General features: G+C 71.6%; 13 protein-coding genes. 6 read left to right on the forward strand and 7 right to left on the reverse strand.

Annotation, left to right across the window (positions count from 1 at the left end):
- Nucleotides 1-56 precede the first annotated feature (56 nt).
- Together NS283_RS15575 and NS283_RS15580 are read right to left on the reverse strand one after the other, a co-directional pair.
- Complete coding sequence (locus NS283_RS15575) at nt 57-728, reverse strand: DUF305 domain-containing protein (RefSeq protein ID WP_058597771.1); 672 nt, start codon at nt 726-728, stop codon at nt 57-59.
- 1 nt (nt 729) lies between these two features.
- Complete coding sequence (locus tag NS283_RS15580) at nt 730-1,437, reverse strand: DUF3105 domain-containing protein (protein WP_058597772.1); 708 nt, start codon at nt 1,435-1,437, stop codon at nt 730-732.
- Nucleotides 1,438-1,666: 229 nt separating this feature from the next.
- Here NS283_RS15580 and NS283_RS15585 point away from each other — a divergent pair, with 229 nt between their 5' ends.
- The 3 genes from NS283_RS15585 to NS283_RS15595 all read left to right on the forward strand — a co-directional run bounded on the left by NS283_RS15585 (nt 1,667) and on the right by NS283_RS15595 (nt 5,838).
- Nucleotides 1,667-3,004 (forward strand): multidrug effflux MFS transporter, encoded by a 1,338-nt coding sequence (locus tag NS283_RS15585; protein ID WP_193751306.1) that lies wholly within the window; start codon nt 1,667-1,669, stop codon nt 3,002-3,004.
- 187 nt (nt 3,005-3,191) lie between these two features.
- The gene (locus NS283_RS15590; RefSeq protein WP_058597773.1) at nt 3,192-3,896 is read left to right on the forward strand and encodes a phosphatase PAP2 family protein; all 705 of its coding nucleotides are present in this window, start codon (nt 3,192-3,194) and stop codon (nt 3,894-3,896) included.
- Nucleotides 3,897-3,906: 10 nt separating this feature from the next.
- Entirely contained in the window at nt 3,907-5,838 is a 1,932-nt protein-coding gene (locus NS283_RS15595) for a helicase HerA-like domain-containing protein (protein WP_058597774.1), read from the forward strand.
- A gap of 116 nt (nt 5,839-5,954) precedes the next feature.
- Here the strand turns inward: NS283_RS15595 and NS283_RS15600 are convergent, their stop codons facing one another.
- Both NS283_RS15600 and NS283_RS15605 read right to left on the reverse strand, forming a co-directional pair.
- Nucleotides 5,955-7,427, reverse strand: coding sequence for an MFS transporter (locus NS283_RS15600; RefSeq protein ID WP_058597775.1), 1,473 nt, complete (start codon nt 7,425-7,427; stop codon nt 5,955-5,957).
- A gap of 62 nt (nt 7,428-7,489) precedes the next feature.
- Nucleotides 7,490-9,040: a carboxylesterase/lipase family protein gene (locus tag NS283_RS15605; RefSeq protein ID WP_058597776.1), complete on the reverse strand. Its 1,551-nt coding sequence runs from the start codon at nt 9,038-9,040 to the stop codon at nt 7,490-7,492.
- 65 nt (nt 9,041-9,105) lie between these two features.
- Between NS283_RS15605 and NS283_RS15610 the strand changes: the two genes are divergently transcribed.
- The 3 genes from NS283_RS15610 to NS283_RS15620 all read left to right on the forward strand — a co-directional run bounded on the left by NS283_RS15610 (nt 9,106) and on the right by NS283_RS15620 (nt 11,779).
- A complete protein-coding gene (locus NS283_RS15610; RefSeq protein WP_058597777.1) occupies nt 9,106-10,710 on the forward strand; it encodes an SDR family oxidoreductase in 1,605 nt (534 codons plus the stop codon).
- Between the two features lie 161 nt (nt 10,711-10,871).
- Nucleotides 10,872-11,351 carry a MogA/MoaB family molybdenum cofactor biosynthesis protein gene (locus NS283_RS15615; RefSeq protein ID WP_058597778.1) on the forward strand — a complete coding sequence of 160 codons (480 nt, stop codon included), beginning with the start codon at nt 10,872-10,874 and terminating at the stop codon, nt 11,349-11,351.
- Nucleotides 11,351-11,779, forward strand: a complete 429-nt coding sequence (locus NS283_RS15620; RefSeq protein ID WP_058597779.1) for a molybdenum cofactor biosynthesis protein MoaE — start codon at nt 11,351-11,353, stop codon at nt 11,777-11,779. The genes NS283_RS15615 and NS283_RS15620 overlap by 1 nt, the downstream gene beginning before the upstream one ends.
- Before the next feature lie 200 nt (nt 11,780-11,979).
- Here NS283_RS15620 and NS283_RS15625 read toward each other — a convergent pair whose 3' ends face one another.
- From NS283_RS15625 to NS283_RS15635, 3 genes are all read right to left on the reverse strand, one after another.
- Entirely contained in the window at nt 11,980-12,216 is a 237-nt protein-coding gene (locus NS283_RS15625) for a MoaD/ThiS family protein (RefSeq protein WP_058597780.1), read from the reverse strand.
- Nucleotides 12,213-12,722, reverse strand: coding sequence for a cyclic pyranopterin monophosphate synthase MoaC (moaC, locus tag NS283_RS15630; RefSeq protein ID WP_058597781.1), 510 nt, complete (start codon nt 12,720-12,722; stop codon nt 12,213-12,215). Before moaC ends, NS283_RS15625 begins: the two co-directional genes overlap by 4 nt.
- The coding region (locus tag NS283_RS15635) for a molybdopterin-binding protein (RefSeq protein ID WP_241492270.1) at nt 12,719-13,300 on the reverse strand (582 nt) is incomplete at its 5' end. The genes moaC and NS283_RS15635, both read right to left, overlap by 4 nt.

Raw genomic sequence — 13,300 nt, forward strand, 5'->3', positions numbered from 1 at the left:
TGACCCGCGCGCCGCCCCGCCCGGCCCAGCCCGGACCGCGCGGGGCGGCGCGCGGGTCAGGCGGTGCAGGCGAGGCGGGACTGGATGTCGCGCATCGCGTCGATCTCGGCCGACTGGCCGGTGATGATCGCTTGCGCGACCTCTGCCACGCGCGGCTGGTCGCCCAGCTCGATGACCGCCTCTGCCATGGGGATCGCGCCCTGGTGATGGCGGATCATCAGGGAGAGGAACAGGCAGTCGGCGGGCTGGCCCTCGAGGGTGCGGAGCTGGTCGAGCTCGGCATCCGTCGCCATTCCCATCTGCGCCAGCAACTCGTCCTGCGTGAGGGCGGAGGTGTCGCCGTGGCTGTGTGCGCCGGACGCCTGCATCCAGGTCATCAGCGGCTGGGGGGACGATTGCGGGAGCCCCCACTGCACCAGCCAGCCGTACATCTCACCGCGCTGGCCCGACTGCGCCGTGGCGATGTCGTACGAGAGCGTGCGCAGTTCGTCGTCGTCCGTCTTGCGGTAGATCTCCATCGCCATCTGCACCGCCTGGGTGTGGTGCACCTGCATGTCGCGGGCGAAGCCGGCGTCGGCCGAGGTCGTGGAGGGATACGTGGGCGCGGCCGTCGCGCCGAACGCCGTGAAGCGTCCGATCGCGAAGGCCACGGCCACGATGGCGACGGTGACGACCGCGACCACGATCCACCGGACCGCGGGGCGTGCGACCGGGGCGTCGTCGGTCATGTCAGGCCTTGCCCGGCCCATCGATCGCGCCGGAGCACGAGGCGTTCGGCTCGGGCACGTTCTGGCTCCGCCAGTACTCGGTGAAGAACTCGCCGATCCGCGGGTCGGTGGGGGAGTCGACCTTCAGCTGGTGGTTCCAGCCGCTCACCGCGACGGGGGTGTCGAGGCCGGGGTACGGCGAGAGGATCGCGTAGCTCGACGGCATGACCGCTTTGAGCGCGTCGATGCCGGCCTGATCGACCTCGTCGGGGTTGTAGGTGATCCAGATCGCCCCGTGCTCGAGGGAGTGCACGGCGTTCTCGTTCTGCTGCGGCTCGGTGTAGACGCCGCAGTTCAGCCAATACGGATTGTGGGGGCCACCGGCCGGAGGGGTCTGCTCGTACGTGACGGCACCCTGCACGTGGTCGGAGCGGTTCTCGAAGGTCTGCACGCCCTCGATCACGCGGCCCGTGCTGTTCCCCGCCTGGTAGCTCGTCGGGGGAGCGGGGGCGAAGACGAACGAGGCCACGACGACACCGACGACGGCGAGGGCGGCCGTCGATCCGACGACCCACCACACGAGCTTGCCGCGCTTACGACGCGCGAGCTCTTTCTGGTACTCGGCGAGCTTCGCCTGCCGCTTCTGCTCGCGCTGCTGCTTGACCGTGAGGTCGATCTGGGACTGCTTCGCCGGGTTTCCGCTGCTGCGTTTTTCAGGGGGAGGCGTCATGTGCGGTGTTCGTCTCTCTTCGGGGCGGGACACGTCGGCTCAGGCCGATTCGTCCAGCCTATGCGGATGAATACGGCGTCGGCCTGGGAGGAACCCGCATACCGGGATGGTGGGATGCACGGACCGCGCGATAGTATGACGATGTCGAATCGATTCGAGGTTCGATGATCCCCCATCTTTTTTCGGCCCGACTCGTTCGGGCTGTCTGTGTTGCGAAACGAATTGACGCGTGCTCGATACTGCTTCTCTCCCCGTCGTCCCCCCGACCTCTGCGCCTGACCGCTCACCGACCGGTGCCATCCGCACCCTCGGCAAGAACCCCGCCACGGCGCCGATCGTGCTGCACCCGGGCGATGCGATCTCCGCCTCCCGCCGCGTGCTGTACATCATCGTGCTCGGCGCGTTGACGGCGCTCGGCCCGTTCACGATCGACCTCTACCTCCCGGCGTTCCCCGTGCTGGAGGCGGATTTCCAGACGAGCGCCGCCGCGATCCAGCTCACCCTCACCGGAACGATGATCGGTTTCGCGCTCGGCCAGCTGATCGTCGGCCCCCTGAGTGACAAGGTCGGTCGACGTCTGCCGCTGCTGTCGGTCACGGCGTTGCACGTGGCGGCGAGCGTCTTCGCCGCGCTCGCCCCCACGCTCGAGACCCTCTCGGTCGCGCGGGTGCTGATGGGAGCCGGAGCCGCCGCGGGAGGCGTCGTGGCCGCGGCGATCATCCGCGATCTCTTCGGGGGACGTCGCCTCGTCGTCATGCTGTCGCGCATGGCGATGGTCTCGGGCGTCGCCCCCGTGCTCGCACCCCTCGCCGGGTCGGCGCTGCTGCTTGTCATGAACTGGCGGGGCATCTTCGTCGTGCTCGCCGTGTACGGAGCGATCATGCTCGTCTCGGCGGTGCTGTTCGTCCCGGAGACGCTGCCGCCCGCGCGCCGCAGCGGCCCCGGGACCACGACGGTCTGGCAGCGCTACGCGAGCGTGTTCCGTGACCGCGTCTTCATCGGCGTGCTCATCATCGGCGCGATGGCCTTCAGCGGGCTGTTCTCGTACCTCTCGGCATCCTCGTTCCTGTTCCAGGTCACCTACGGCTTCAACGCCCAGCAGTACGGCGTGCTGTTCGCGGTGAACTCGGTCGGTGTCGTGGTCGGTGTGCAGATCGCCTCCCGCCTGGCTGCGCGCTTCGGACCCCAGTGGGTGCTCGCGGTGTCGACGATCGTGCTCGTCCTCGCGGGTGGGACGATCGTGCTCACGGACCAGTTGGGCCTCGGGCTGTGGGGCACCGTCATCCCGCTGTTCTTCTTCATGACGGCGTGCGGTTTCACGTTCCCGTGCGCGCAGGTGCTCGCCCTCGACCGTCACGGCAAGGCGGCGGGTACGGCGCAGTCGATCATCGGTGCGGCGAACTTCGGCGTGGCGGGCATCATCTCGCCGGTCGTCGGGCTGCTGTCCGCCGGCGCGGGGATCACCGCCACGACCATGGCATCCGTCATGGTGGGCTGCGCGGTCATCGGCGTGCTCGCGCTCTGGCTGCTCGTGCGTCCCCGCACGGTCGAGCGCCTCGCGCCCTGAGAACAGGCGCGAAGGCGCCCTGAGAACAGGCGCGAAGGCGCCCTGAGAACAGGCGCGAAGGCGCCGTGAGAACAGGCGCGAAGGCGCCCTGAGGACGGGTCCGGGTGCGCCGGGAGAACGGGCCCAGAAGACTAGCAGAGCGCGCGCCGAGCTCCCGCGGTGACCCGAGAGACGGCATCATGAACCGATGGATGCCGAATCCGCCGACGAGTCCGCCCCCGCCCTGCGCTCCGAGCGCATCCGGGGGGTCATCGGCTTGACGCTCGTGGCCCTCGCGTGCGGACTCGGCGCCTGGGTCTTCTTCCGCGGGCCGACGCCGTTCGCGATCGACGTGTGGTGGAACCACCTGTTCGTCGCCGCACCGTCACCGCCGCTGCTGGCGTTCGCGTTGGCGATGGATGCCGTCGGCGGGCACTGGGTGGCCGTGTTCGTCGTTCCGCTGGGCGGGGCTCTGGCGCTGTTCCTCGCGGGACGACGCTGGGGAGCGTTGTACTTCCTCGCGGCCTCCGTGGGCAGCGCTCTGATCGTGCAGGTGCTCAAACACACGTTCGGTCGCGCGCGACCGGAGGACATCCTCGTGCTGTCCGATCACGGGTCCTTCCCCTCGGGCCACACGGCGAACGCCGCCACCGTCGCCGTGGTCGCGGTCGTGATCTTCCCCGCCCTGTGGGTGCGGATCGCCGGCGTCGCGTGGGTGATCGCGATGGCGTTCAGCCGGACCTACCTGCACGCGCACTGGCTCTCGGACACCCTCGGCGGCGCCCTGGTGGGTGCGGGGATGGCGCTCATCCTCGCCGCGCTCTTCGCCCACCTGCGTCTCCGGGACGATGACCGGCTGGCCGTCAGACGGACCCTGCGACGACCGGATGCCACGATCTCGGGCGCACCGTAGGCTGGCCGCCATGAGCGACAACGGAGCGTCGTCCGCCGGTCCCTCCGACGATCCCGAGGTCGCGCGCCTGCGCGCGGTGGCCGAGGCCGCGGAGGCGGAGGTGCGGCTCGCGCGGGCCCGGGCCGATCTCGCCGAGGCGGAAGCTGCTGCGGCGCGGGCGCGCGCGGCGGCGAGCGGGGGAGATGGGGCTTCCCCCTCGGCGGAGGGAACGGACGGGCCGCCGGTCGTCGGCGGCGAGGTCGCGGACGCCCCGGCCTCCGAGGCCCCGACCCCGCAAACTCCGGCACCGCCGGCATCCGCACCCCAAGAACCGGGTCCGCTGACCGACGCCCAGGTCGCCGCAATCGCCGCCGGCTACGCCTCGGACGCCGCTGCTCTCGACCTCGGCGTGCTCATGAACGGTGGGCCGGTGGCATCCGTCCCCGTCCGGATCCCGCTCGCGATGACGAACCGCCACGGACTCGTCGCGGGCGCCACCGGAACGGGCAAGACGCGCACGCTGCAGCTGCTCGCCGAGCAGCTCTCCGCCCACGGCGTGCCGGTGTTCGCCGCCGACATCAAGGGCGACCTGTCGGGGATCGCCGCTCCGGGTGCTCCCAGCGACAAGCTCACCGCGCGCACCGCGGCGCTCGGACAGGACTGGTCGCCGCGGTCCTATCCCACCGAGTTCTTCGCGCTGGGCGACGACACCGCCTCGGGGATTCCCGTGCGGGCGACGGTCTCGGGGTTCGGCCCGCTGCTGCTCAGCCGCGTTCTCGGCCTCAACGCGACGCAGGAGTCGAGCCTCGGACTCGTGTTCCACTACGCCGACGAGAAGGGCTTGGCCCTCGTCGACCTGCCCGACCTCCGCGCGGTGCTCACCTTCCTCACCAGCGATGAGGGGAAGGACGAGCTCAAGGGCATCGGCGGTCTCTCCGCCGCGACGGCCGGGGTGATCCTGCGCGAACTCGTCGCCTTCGCCGCCGCAGGAGCCGACACGTTCTTCGGCGAGCCCGAGCTCGACGTCGCGGTCTTCCTGCGCACCGCGCCCGACGGCGCCGGCATCGTGAGCCTGCTCGAGGTGCCGAACGTCGCGTCCCGGCCCGAGCTGTACTCGACGTTCCTGATGTACCTGCTCGCCGAGCTGTACGAGGTGCTCCCCGAGGTCGGCGACCTCGACAAGCCGAAGCTCGTGTTCTTCTTCGACGAGGCGCACCTGCTGTTCCGCGACGCCTCGAAGGCGTTCCTCGCGGCGATCACCCAGACGGTGCGACTCATCCGGTCCAAGGGCGTCGGCGTGTTCTTCGTGACGCAGACCCCCAAGGACGTTCCCGCCGACGTGCTGGCGCAGCTCGGTTCCCGCGTGCAGCACGCGTTGCGCGCCTTCACCCCCGACGACGTGAAGGCCCTCCGGGCGTCGGTGCGGACCTATCCCGACTCGGGCTACGACCTCGAGCGCGTCCTGCAGGAACTCGGCACCGGCGAGGCCGTCATCACGGTCATGAGCGAGCGCGGTGCGCCGACCCCGGTCGCGTGGACCCGTCTGCTCGCCCCGCGCGCCTCGATGTCGCCCATCCCCGCCGAGACCATGGCGGCCGCGGTCACGGCATCCCCCCTCTTCGCCACCTACGGCACCCCGATCGATCCGGAGTCGGCCCGCGAGATCCTCGGGGCTCGGATGCAGGCCGCTGCCGACGCCCGCGCCGCGGCGGAGAAGGCGAAGAAGGACGCCGCCGACGCCGCCGAGTACGCGAAGCAGAAAGCCGCGATCGACAGGGCGAACGCCGAGGCGCAGAAGAAGGCGCAGCGCGAGTACGAGCGGATCCTCAAGAGCACCGCGGCGCCACGTCGGCGCTCGAGTGCGCCCACCTCACCGCTCGACGACGTGCTGGGGCGAGGGGCGACGAAGAGCATCGTGACCGATGTGATCCGCGGTCTCTTCGGTACGAGCCGGCGGCGCTGAGCCACGGCGCTGAGCCACGGCGCTGAGACACGGCGCTGAGACACGGCCCGCACGCCTCGGAGCGTACGGCGGAAGAACCGTGGATGCCAGGGGTCCGGCATCCACGATCCTCCGCGTCATGACCGGCGTACGGAAAGCGGCATCGTCGAGGTGTCGATGAGGGGATCGGAATCCTGCCGCTCCACGAGGGCAGCGGCCTCGGCGGGCGTCTCGACCGCGGGGACCGACCCGAGCAGCGGGCGCTTCGCCGTCTCACGCATCGCGAGGAGGGCGACGAGGCCCAGCGCCGCGAAGAGCATGATGTAGAACGCCGGCATGAGGGTGTTGCCGGTCGCGGCGATGAGGGCCTGGCTGATGAGCGGTGTCGTGCCGCCGAAGAGCGAGACGGCGACGTTGTAGGCCACCGCCATCGCCCCGAAGCGCGAGGCGGTCGGGAAGAGCGCCGGAAGGGCGGATGCCGAGATCGCCACGTAGAACGCCACCGGGACGGCCGCCATGCAGAGGGCGACCATCACGGCCCACATCTCGCCGATCTGCATGATGAGGAACGCCGGCACGAGCAGCACGAGCGCGGAGCCCGCGGCGATCGCGTACACGGGCTTGCGTCCGATGCGGTCGCTCAGGCGTCCGATGAAGGGGAGGGCCGCGGACATCACCACGAGCACGGGAACCGTCGCGACGGCGGCCGTGAGGTTCGACACCCCGACCTCCTCTTCGAGGTAGACGGGCATGTAGCTCGTCAACGCATAGCCCGCCGTGTTCGTGGCGGCCACCAGCGCGATGCCGATCAGCAGCGCACGCCAGTGGTGCCGAACGATTCCGCCGAGACCCTGGCGAGCCAGCGGATCGTCGGCGTCGCGCTCGTCGACCGCGCTCGTCTGCTCGAAGGACGGCGTCTCGGGGATGCGCAGACGGAACCAGATCGCGACGATGCCGAGCGGGATCGCGAGCAGGAACGGGATGCGCCAGCCGTACTCGACCATGGCGTCGGGCCCCGAGATCGAGGTCGTGATCGCCGTGACGATCGCCACCGCCGACGCTCCGGCGGCGAAACCGATGTACGACCCGACGTCGAGGAACGACGACCAGAACCCGCGGGTGCGGTCGGGCGAGAACTCCGAGACGTAGGTCGTCGCACCGGCGTACTCGCCCCCGGTCGAGAAGCCCTGCACCATCTTGAGCACGTAGAGCGGCACGATCGCCCACAGGCCGATCGCCGCGGACGTCGGGAGCAGGCCGATCAGGGCGGTGGCCGCGGCCATCATCGCCATCGTGAGGAAGAGCACCTTCTGCCGGCCGATGCGGTCGCCAAGCGGGCCGAGGACGAAGCCGCCGAACGGGCGCACGAGGAAGGAGATCGCGAAGCCCAGGAGCGTGACCAGCAGGCCCCACGGGTCGGGGAGGTCGGAAGTAAAGACCACCGACAGCGTGACCGCCAGATAGCCGTAGATGCCGAAGTCGAACCACTCCATGAAGTTGCCGACGACGGTGCCGCCGATGGCGGTGCGGACGCGTTTCTTGTCGACGATGATGACGTCGTCGACGTCGAGCCGGGGAGCGGGGGATGCCGAGGGGGGATTCTCGTTCATCCTTCTAGCGTTACCCCGATCGGTGCCCGGATGCCAGCCGAGGCGCCTCGGCCGACTCGGTGCTAGCGGAAGGTCAGCACCTCGTCGCCCCACGCGCGGCGGAGATCGGCATCGAGGTCGTCGACGATCCTGTCGTGCCGGTCGATGACGAGCGTGGCGCGGGAATCCGGCGAGAAGACGGGCCAATCGGCGGCCCCGGATGCCGCGGGCTCCCTGCCGTGGGCGAAGGCGCTCCAGCGCTCCTGCATCCTTCGGGACAGCTCTTCACCCGTGCGCCGTCCGCCGAGGCGGAACGTCATGTCCTTGGGGCCGCCGTCGAGGTTCCCCCACACGTAGACGAGCTCGCTGCCGTGCGTCGCCCCGAGCCGGAGGAGGCGGAGGAACGGCGTGCTGTAGTCGAATCGGTACAGGTGCACCGGCGCGACGGTGCTGTGCCCCTCGGCGAGCCAGAGGCTGGGCAGGCGGAATCCGATGTCGCCCGCGATCCCGAGCCCCAGCGCCCGGTGACGCAGATGCTCGTACGCCGCGAGCACCTGCGCGCGGTCGGGGAGGGCGACCTCGGGACTCTCGGCGGCCATGTCGGCGAACATGCGCTCGATGCGCTCGCCGGTGATCGGAATGAGGGGCGACTTCATGTAGGCGAAGAGCGAGGCCTCGTCTTTGTTGGTGCCGATGAGAAGCGGGACGGGCAGGCCGCGTCCCTCGCGGAGAACGGTGACGGGGGCCTCGGGAACGAGGTCGCCGTCGACCACGGGGGCGAAGGCGAGCGTCCCGGGGTCCTCCTCGGGAACACCGGCGAAGAGTCGCTGACCGGCCTCGGCCAGCGTGGCGGCGTCCTGCGCGCGCAGCGAGCCGGCGGCATCCGGGGCGTCCGGGTCGATCCCGAGGGAGGACAGGAACCGTGCCGCGACGCGCCCGGCGCGCTCGCGCCCGTAGAAGCTCGACGCGGGCGAGGACTCGGCGATCGCGCGGTGCAGGAGTCCGGATGCCGATGGCGTGGCGAGGAGGGTCGTCACCAGGCCCGCGCCCGCCGACTCCCCGAAGACCGTCACCCGCTCGGGGTCGCCGCCGAAGGCAGCGATGTTGCGCTGCACCCACGCCAGCGCCAGGAGGACGTCGCGCAGGCCCAGGTTGCCCTCGAACCCCGCACCGGGGAGAGCCGCGTCGAGATCGAGGAAGCCGAATGCTCCGAGACGGTAGTTGAGGGTGACCACGACGACATCCGCCGCCACGGCCAGGCGCGCGCCCTCGTACGTGCGCTGACTCGCCGCGCCGAATACGTACGCGCCGCCGTGCAGCCACACCATCACCGGACGAGGGGCCGAGGACTCGGCATCCGGCGTCCACACGTTGAGGAACAGACAGTCCTCGTCCTGCACGATGCCATCGCCGAGGGGGAGCGGGCTGGGCGGCTGCGGGCAGGCGGGGCCGAAGGAGACGGCGTCGACCGCGTCGGCGAGATCGGCGGCGGGGCGCGGAGCGCGCCAGCGGAGATCGCCGACGGGAGCCTGCGCGTAGCGGATGCCGAGCCAGCGCCGGGCGCCGTTCTCGAGACGACCGCGGAAGGTTCCGGCGGGGACTTCGGCCAGGGGGCCGGGCGCGGGGGTGGACACGCGCTCACCCTAATGCCGCCGTCAAGCCCCCGGGGATGTCGGAGGCCAGGCGTACCGTGTCGGGCATGAGCGAGCTCACCACCCCGACCGGACGTGAACCGGCCCTCATCGCCCAGCCCCGGCCCGACGGATCCGCGCCCCGCGCCCTCGTGCTCGGGGCGACGGGGTATCTGGGCGGGCGGCTCGTGCCGCGCCTGCTGTCGGCGGGCTACCGGGTGCGCGTCCTCGCGCGGGATCCCGCGCGGGCCGCGGCGTTCCCGTGGGGCGGCGAGGTCGAGGTCGTCCAGGGCGATGCGACCGACGCGCGGGCCGTACGCGAAGCGGTGGACGCGGTCGACATCGTGTACTACCTGATCCACTCGATGGGCGGCGGCAAGGACTTCGAGAACACCGACCGGCGCGCCGCACAGACGGTCGCCGACGCCGCGGCCGCGGCATCCGTCAGCCGGATCGTCTACCTCGGGGGCCTGCACCCGGTCGACGCTCCGCTCTCGGCGCACTTGCGGTCGCGCGTGGAGGTCGGCGAGATCCTGCTGGCGAGCGGTGTGCCCACGCTCGTGCTGCAGGCCGGGGTCGTGATCGGCTCGGGATCGGCGTCGTTCGAGATGGTCCGCCACCTCACCGATGTGCTGCCCTACATGCCGGCACCGAAATGGGTGCGCAATCACATCCAGCCGATCGCGGTGCGCGACGTGCTGCACTACCTGCTGGGAGCGGCGCGGGTCGCGCCGAACGTCAATCGCGCGGTCGACATCGGCGGCCCCGACGTTCTGCGGTACGGGCAGATGATGAACGGCTACGCGCTCGAAGCGGGCCTGCATCAGCGGCCGATCGCGTCGCTGCCGGTGCTGACGCCTCGCCTCGCCTCGCACTGGGTCAACCTCGTCACGCCGATCCCCAAGGCGATCGCGCGGCCCCTCGTCGAGTCGCTGCAGAACGACTGCGTCGTCAAGGACCGCGCAGTCGACGACCTCATCCCGCGGCCCGAGGGCGGGCTCATGCCGTACCGCGCGGCGGTCAAGCTGGCCCTGCGTCGCGTGAACGACGACACGATCGAGACGAGCTGGCAGGATGCCGAGGTCTCCGGCGTTCCGAGCGACCCGCTGCCGAGCGACCCCGACTGGGCGGGACGGCTCGTGTACACCGACATCCGCACGATGCACACGACGGCGAACGCCGCCCAGCTCTGGTCGGTCATCGAGGGGATCGGCGGCGAGAACGGCTGGTACTCCTCGCCGCTGCTGTGGGCGATCCGCGGGTGGATGGACCGCCTCGTGGGCGGTGTGGGCCTCGCGCGCGGACGCCGGAGTCGATCGGTGGTGACGGTGGGCGACGCGCTCGACTTCTGGCGGGTCGAGGCCATCGAACCGGGTCGTCTGCTGCGGCTCCGGGCCGAGATGAAGGTTCCCGGGGGTGCTTGGCTCGAGCTGCGTGCGACGCCCGAGGGCGACGAGGCGCGCTTCGATCAGCGGGCGCTGTTCTTCCCCACCGGACTGGCCGGCCGTCTGTACTGGCTCGCGGTCCTGCCCTTCCACGGCCTCATCTTCAGCGGGATGGCCCGGCGCATCACCGCCGCGGCCGAGCACGTGCAACGCGAGGATCCGGAGCCGCAGGCCGAGGCGGGCCGGATCGCGCCCGAGGTGCCCGAGGTCGAGACGGTCGGCGGGTGACGGGGTCGCGGCGCGAGGCGGAGTCCGCGGACGACTGCGCACGTGCCACCGCGGGGCCGTTCGGCGGTGCCGCGCGCCAGGCGGGCGTGACGGGCGTGGGCCGGAGCAAGCGCCCCGGAAGCGGCGGTCCGCCGTCCCCGCGCGACGCCTAGGCTGATCCCGTGCCGCATGTCGCCCGGGTGATCACCGTTTCCGACCGCTCCGCCGCGGGCCTTCGCGAGGACCGCGGGGGGCCGCTCGCGGTCTCGCTGCTCCGCGACGCGGGCTTCGAGTGCGCGGAGCCGACGGTCGTGCCCGATGGCGCCGACAGTGTCGAGAGCGCTCTCCGCGACGCCGTCGCGGCGGGCCCGGGCCTGGTAGTGACGACCGGCGGTACCGGCATCGCGCCCACCGACCGCACGCCCGAGGGCACGGCCCGGGTCCTCGATCGCGAACTCCCCGGCATCGCCGAAGAGCTCCGCCGACGGGGACTCTCCGACACCCCGCTCGCGGTGATCTCGCGCGGTCTCGCCGGGATCGCCGACCCCGGCACCCTCGTGGTGAACCTTCCCGGATCCACGCGGGCCGTGGCATCCGGAATCGCCGTGCTCGCCGAGCTCGCCCCGCACGTCCTCGACCAGCTCGCCGGAGGAGACCACTGATGAGCGCCGTCCGCATCGCCCGCCTGTCCGACGAGCCGCTCGATCTCGACGCGCACCTGCGCGCGGTGGAAGACGACGCGTCGGGCGCCGTCACGACCTTCGTCGGTCGCGTGCGCAACACGGATCCGGATGCCGATGACGCCGTCGTCGCGCTGGAGTACAGCTCGCACCCCGACGCGCCCGGAGCTCTCCACCGCATCGCCGAGGAAGCCGCCGCGGGCACCGACGCGATCGTCGCCGTGAGCCACCGTGTGGGCCGGCTGGAGGTGGGGGAGGCCGCCGTCATCATCGCCGTGGCATCCGGTCACCGCGCCGAGGCGTTCGAGGTGTGCCGGACCGTGATCGAGACGATCAAGACCGATCTGCCCGTGTGGAAGCGTCAGGTCGAGGCCGACGGCACGACGGCGTGGAAGGGCCTGGGCGGCTAGACCGGTCGCGCGACGGTGTGCGCGGCGGGCGGGGAGTGGGGCGCGCGCGGCGCGCAGCCTGCGGGGAGTGGGGCGCGTGGCGGGCGAGGGATCGCGGCGCGCAGCCGGCATAAACGCTATCCGCGCACATAAACGCGTGCAGAGCGTGTTTCTGTGCGCGAACAGCGTTTATGGGGAGCGAACGACGCGGAGCGGTCCGCTCAGCCGCCCGCGAACGGCGGGAGCACGTCGACGTGCGTGACGCCCTCGAGCGGCGCGTCGTCATCATGACGGGTGCCGTCCAGCAGCACGGCGCAGCGGTCCAGGATGCCAGCCAGCGCCGGGTGGTCGGCGACGACCGCCGCTCGCAGCGCCGACAGGGAAGGCTCGGTGCGGTCCTCGGCATCCGTTCCCGCGGCCTCCGCGGCAGCGGCGAAGTACCGGACGCGGACGCTCACGCGCCGGCTCCCGCGTCGGGGGTGGAGCCGGCCGGTTCGCCCGGCCTCGCCCAGTCGCCCGACTTCCCGCCGGTCTTCGACACGATGCGGACGTTCTCGATGAACGTTCCCTTGTCCATGCCCTTCACCATGTCGACGATCGCGAGGGCTGCGACCGAGACGCTCGTGAGCGCTTCCATCTCGACGCCGGTGCGGTCGGCGGTGCCGACGGTGGCCTCGATCTCGACGCCGTCGTCGGTGATCTCGAGATCGACCGACGCACGGTGCACGCCGATGACGTGCGCGAGCGGCAGCAGGGCGGGCGTGGACTTCGCGGCCTGGATGCCGGCGATCCGCGCCACGGCCAGCACATCCCCCTTGGGCGCGGTGCCGTCGCGGAGGGCGGCCACCACCTCGGGCGCGCAGCGCACGAAACCGCGAGCGGTCGCGGTGCGGACCGTGGGCTGCTTGAGCGTGACGTCGACCATGCGGGCGTGGCCCGCGGCATCCAGGTGCGTGAAGGTCATGGAATCAGCATGACATCGAGTGCGTCGCCCACCGACACGGCGGACACCTCCGCGGGCACGACCGCGAAGGCTTCAGCGCGCGCGAGGGAGGCGGCGAGGTGCGAGCCCGAGCCCCCGGCCGTGGCCGGTCGGACGGTTCCCGCGACGAGATCGACCGCGGCCGGGAGGTACTGGCGGCGTCCGGGCGGGGTCGTCCAGGCCTCGGATGCCGTGAGCCGGGCGATGCGCCGATCGAGCACCGCGCGGCCCTGCAGGGCAAGGAGGGCGGGCCGCACGAACACCTCGAACGACACCGCGACGCTCACGGGGTTGCCGGGAAGGCCGAACACGAGCCGCCCGTCGGGGAGGACGCCGAAGGCCTGGGGCTTACCGGGCTGCATCGCCACTCTCTCGAAGGCGATGCGGTCGGACAGGGCGAGGCGCACGGGCTCGTAGGCCCCCGCGCTCACGCCGCCGGTGAAGACCACCACGTCGGCGCGCGAGGCGCGCGCGAGGACGGTCTCGATTCCCGCCGGATCGTCGCCGACTCGGTCGACGAGCTCGATGTCGGCATCGGCTTCGGCGACGATCCGGCGGGA

Source organism: Microbacterium testaceum (genome assembly GCF_001476285.1).
GTDB classification, from domain to species: domain Bacteria; phylum Actinomycetota; class Actinomycetes; order Actinomycetales; family Microbacteriaceae; genus Microbacterium; species Microbacterium testaceum_B.